General features: G+C 67.9%; 2 protein-coding genes and 1 pseudogene. 2 read left to right on the top strand and 1 reads right to left on the bottom strand.

Annotated elements, in window-relative coordinates:
• Window positions 1–208: pseudogene (locus J7E68_RS19730) on the top strand (hypothetical protein); the annotation flags it as partial.
• 45 nt (window positions 209–253) lie between these two features.
• Here J7E68_RS19730 and J7E68_RS09065 read toward each other — a convergent pair.
• Window positions 254–1,696 carry an XRE family transcriptional regulator gene (locus J7E68_RS09065; RefSeq protein ID WP_215171887.1) on the bottom strand — a complete coding sequence of 481 codons (1,443 nt, stop codon included), beginning with the start codon at window positions 1,694–1,696 and terminating at the stop codon, window positions 254–256.
• A gap of 109 nt (window positions 1,697–1,805) precedes the next feature.
• On the opposite strand from J7E68_RS09065, the gene J7E68_RS09060 reads away from it, so the two are divergent.
• Complete coding sequence (locus tag J7E68_RS09060; protein ID WP_215171884.1) at window positions 1,806–3,668, top strand: phosphoenolpyruvate carboxykinase (GTP); 1,863 nt, start codon at window positions 1,806–1,808, stop codon at window positions 3,666–3,668.
• Window positions 3,669–3,721 lie beyond the last annotated feature (53 nt).

The raw sequence follows: 3,721 nt of genomic DNA, 5'->3' as shown, positions 1-3,721 counted from the left end.
GGGGCCGGGAAAGAGCTGCATGGTGCGGGCGACGATCCTTGCCGCGGGCCGGGTGATCGGATGCTGGACGCACGCGAGCGCGTCGCTCGGCACACCGCCGGAGCTCTTCGCGCCGTCGATCGGTGAGGGCGCTGTGAGCGGACCCGACGCAGACGAGGAAGCGGTGCGCAGCGCTCTCGCGAGGTTCACGCGCTTCCTCGACCTCTGACGGCTGGTCTCAGCTCAGCTCAGCTCAGATCAGCCGGACACCGACTCACTCACTCGCGTGACGTCCGAGGAAGTTGTAGACCTCGTTGTCATCGACGCCGGGGAAGGCGCCGCGGGGGAGCGGCGAGAACATGTGCGTGTGCACGCGGGCACTCGGCCAGGCTCTGCCGTTCCACCGCTCGGTGAGATCGGCGGAGGGGCGCCGGCAGCACGCCTCATCGGGGCAGGTCGAGACCGCGCGGTCGGCCGTCTCGCGCCCGCGCCACCAGCGGGCGTCGTCGAAGGGCACGCCGACCGTGATCGAGAACTCGCCGTCGGTCGAGGCGCCGGTCTGGGTCGAGCACCAGAAGGTGCCGGAGGGGGTGTCGGTGTACTGGTGATGCTCGTTCGTGCGGTTCTGTTGGGTGAACGCCGCGCGCGCCTGGAACTTGCGGCACACGCGCTGGCCCTCGACGGCGCCGGTGACGTCCATCGGCAGCGGCAGGTCGTCGTTCTCGTAGACACGGGTGATCGCGCCGGTGGCATCGACGCGGAGGAAGTGCAACGACATCCCGAGGTGCTGCGTGAGCAGGTTCGTCATGCGCATGCCCGCGGCCTCGTGGGTCACCCCGAACGCGTCGCGGAAGTCCTCGAGGGCGAGGTTGCGATCCTTCTTGGCCTGCTGCAGGAAGGCGACCGACGCCGTCTCGGGCATCAGGCAGGATGCCGCGAAGTAGTTGATCTCGAGTCGCTGCTGCAGGAAATCGGCGTAGTCGGTGGGCGGGGTGTGGCCGAGCAGGCGGTGCGCCATCGCCTGCAGCGCCATCGATCGCAGTCCGTGGCCGCCGGGGATCGACGCCGGAGGCAGATAGATGCGCCCGTTCTCGAGATCGGTGACCGACCGCGTCGAATGCGGCAGGTCGTTGACGTAGATCAGCTCGAAGCCGAGCTTCTCGGCCATGATGCTGACCGTCCGGTGCGTCAGTGCACCCTGCACGTGGCCGGCCGAACGCAGCTGCTTCTCGGCGAGCTTCTCGATGTCGGCGAGGTAGTTGTTCTGCTCACGCATCCGCAGGCGCAGCTCGGTGTTCGCGCGACGGGCCTCTTCGGGGGTCGCGATCGCCTCGCGCTCGCGTCTCTGGAGCTCTCGGTGCAGGCCGAGCATCGATTCGATGGTCTCGTCGCTCATCCCCTTCGTGACCCGCACCGGGGCGATGCCGAGCTGGCGGAACACCGGGCTCTCCTGCGCGCGCTCGAGCTCGATCTCGAGCGCGGCACGGCGGTTGGGCGGCTCACCCGAGATGAGATCGGTCACCTGGGTGTCGGTGGCGTGCGCGATCGCCTGAAGCAGCGAGAGCTTGGGCTCGCGCTTGCCGTTCTCGATCAGACTCAGCTGCGATCCGGCGACTCCGACCAGGGCGCCCAGCTCGTCGAGTGTGAAGCCCTTCTCGAGGCGGTGGTGTCGGATGCGATGCCCGAGAGTGGCGAGGTGGATGCCAGAGGTAGCCATTCCTTGATCTTAGTGAAAGAACCGCCATTCTTATCGTCATGAATGTCGAAAAGTCACGCCAATACCGGAAGAAGATAGAACAAACGCCCCTCACTTCAAAGGAGTAGTCATGGCGATCGCCGAAGTCTTCACCCCCCGAGCCGCATCCGTCGCACCGGTGCGCACCTTCGGGACGGCTCCGACGTATGACACTCCCGCCATGGCCGAGCTCGCTGCCTGGGTCGACGAGATCGCTGCGCTCACGCAGCCGGCATCGATCCACTGGGTCGACGGCTCCCGAGCCGAGAACGACTGGCTGCTGCGCGGGCTCGTCGACGAGGGCAAGCTGATCAAGCTCAACCCCGAGTGGCGTCCCGGTTCGTACCTCGCACGTTCGCACCCCAGCGACGTCGCCCGCACCGAGGGCCGCACCTTCATCTCGTCGGAGAACGAAGAGGATGCCGGACCCACGAACAACTGGGCGCCCCCGGCGGAGATGCGCCAGAAGATGACGGAGATCTTCGAGGGATCGATGCGCGGACGCACGATGTTCGTCGTGCCCTTCTCGATGGGGCCGGTCGGGGGGCCGCTCTCGCACATCGGCGTCCAGGTCACCGACAGTGCCTACGCCGTCGCCTCCATCGGCATCATGACCCGCGTCGGCGATGCGGTCACCCGCCAGATCGCCGACGGCGCGCCCTGGGTCAAGACGGTCCATTCCGTCGGAGCACCGCTCGGCCCCGGACAGCCCGACGTCGAATGGCCCTGCAACGACGACAAGTACATCGTGCACTTCCCCGAGACGCTCGAGGTCTACTCGTTCGGCTCGGGCTACGGCGGCAATGCGATCCTCGCGAAGAAGTGCTTCGCGCTGCGCATCGCCTCGGTCATCGCCCGCGACGAGGGGTGGCTCGCCGAGCACATGCTGCTCATCAGGGTGATCGACCCGGCGGGCAAGGCGCATCACGTCGCGGCGGCCTTCCCCTCGGCCTGCGGCAAGACCAACCTCGCCATGCTGCGCCCGACCATCCCGGGCTGGCGCGTCGAGACGCTCGGCGACGACATCGCATGGATCCGTCCGGGTGAAGACGGTCGCCTCTGGGCGATCAACCCCGAGGCCGGGTTCTTCGGTGTCGCGCCGGGAACCGGCGAGTCGACCAACGTCACGGCCGTCGAGACCCTCTGGGGCAACACGATCTTCACGAACGTGGCGCTGCGCCCCGACGGCGACGTCTGGTGGGAGGGGCTGACCGATCAGGCGCCCGCGCACCTGATCGATTGGGAGGGCAACGACTGGACCCCCGACTCGGGGCGACCCGCCGCGCACCCGAACTCGCGCTTCACCGTCTCGGCGGCACAGTGCCCGCAGATCTCGGAGGACTGGGAGGAGGCCGTGCCGCTGGACGTCATCCTCTTCGGCGGTCGTCGCGCGTCGAACGTGCCGCTCGTCGTCGAGGCGACGGATTGGACCCATGGTGTCTTCCTCGGATCCAACATCTCGTCCGAGCGCACCGCCGCCGCCGAGGGCACCGTCGGCGAGCTGCGTCGCGATCCGTTCGCGATGCTCCCGTTCTGCGGCTACAACATGGCCGACTACTTCGGCCACTGGCTGAAGGTCGGTCGCGGCCTGCGGTTCGACCGCGCACCGCGTATCTTCCAGGTCAACTGGTTCCGTCGCGGCTCGGACGGCCGTTTCCTGTGGCCCGGATTCGGAGACAACTCGCGTGTCGTCGACTGGATCATCCGCCGCATCTCAGGCGAGGTGTCGACCGTCGACAGCCCGATCGGTCGGCTGCCGATCGTGTCGGACCTGAACCTCGACGGCATCGATGTGCCCGAGGCCAACCTCGACGAGCTCTTCTCGGTCGACGCCGGGGCCTGGAAGACCGAGGCGGATCTGACCGAGGAGTTCTACGACACCTTCGGCGACAAGGTTCCCGCCGCGCTCCGCGCCGAGCTGGCATCGCTGCGCTACCGGCTCGAGAGAGCCTGACAGACCGGGCGCCGGTTCGGGGGAGCCGGCGCCAAATGGCCCCCAGGGCCTCA

Source organism: Microbacterium sp. ISL-103 (assembly GCF_018613995.1).
In the GTDB taxonomy this organism is placed as follows: Bacteria; Actinomycetota; Actinomycetes; order Actinomycetales; family Microbacteriaceae; genus Microbacterium.
This window is presented reverse-complemented; position numbering and strand designations above follow the sequence as displayed.